The organism is Oleiphilus sp. HI0080 (assembly GCF_001635135.1).
The window spans coordinates 1-1,073 of record NZ_LWFU01000609.1 but is presented as its reverse complement, the minus strand read 5'-3'; the positions used below and the strand labels follow the sequence as shown (position 1 = coordinate 1,073).

Here is a 1,073-nt window from a genome sequence, read left to right as displayed (position 1 = left end):
CGCGTTCCATGTTCTTCACGACCTCAGCTTTGAACGCCTCTTCGTCATCAGACTCAACGCCGTACTTACTGAAAAACTCCTGATCCATCTCAGGAAGAACAATTTCTATATTCTCTTTAACTGTCACTTCAAAACGCGCTTCTTTGCCAGCCAAGTCTTCATTTCCGTAGTCTTCAGGGAAGGTAACGTTTAACTCTACTTCCTCACCTGCTTTCGCACCGACCAAGCCTTCTTCAAAGCCAGGGATCATTTGACCCGAACCTAGCGTGATGCGTTGATCTTCAGCGGTTCCGCCTTCAAACTGCTCATCACCAACAAAACCTTTGTAATCGACAACAAGCGTATCTTTCTTCTTGGACTTGCGCTTGACCGACTTAGGCGTACCGTGCTGACGACGTAACATGTCAATCATGTCCTTGATGTCTTTCGCCTTAATCTCTGCCTCAGGCTTTTCAAGCTCGATACCTTCTACGTTTACACCCTCAATTTCTGGGTAAACCTCGACTACAGCAACGAATTCAAAATCCTTGCCTTCTTCAGTCTGCTTTGGCTCAAACTTAGGGTAACCAACCGGTGAAATCCCTTCTTTGCCCAACGCTTCGATATAAGAGTTGCGCATCAACTCGCCAATTACTTCTTGACGAACCTGTGCTCCAAAACGCTTTTTAACGACCTTTGGTGGAACCTTACCTGGACGGAAGCCATTCAATCGCACAGTACGAGCTGTTTGCTGCAGTCGCTGCTCCACTTCCTGTTCTATTTGCTCTGCTGGAACGCCAATGGTGACGCGACGCTCAATGGAAGATGTTGTTTCAACAGAAACTTGCATGGAAATTCCTCAACTCAAATACTCTAAAATCAATTCAACACAGGCACGGAAACCGCAAAGCCTGCACAGTACACTAATAATGGGGGACGAATAGTAAGAGCCATGCCAGTACTTGGCAAGCATTTTGTTCACATTAAGCGACGAGGAATAAGAGAAAGGAGAAAAACTTTGCAAACTAGATAAACATGGTGCGAGTGGGGAGACTCGAACTCCCACGCCGTAAGACACTAGAACCTAAATCTAG

1 protein-coding gene is annotated in these 1,073 nt (G+C 46.1%); it reads right to left on the bottom strand.

Translation table 11 applies throughout. From position 1 onward, the window contains the following. On the bottom strand, positions 1-829 hold an 829-nt coding region (tig, locus tag A3751_RS13465), incomplete at its 3' end, for a trigger factor (protein WP_068456936.1). Positions 830-1,073 lie beyond the last annotated feature (244 nt).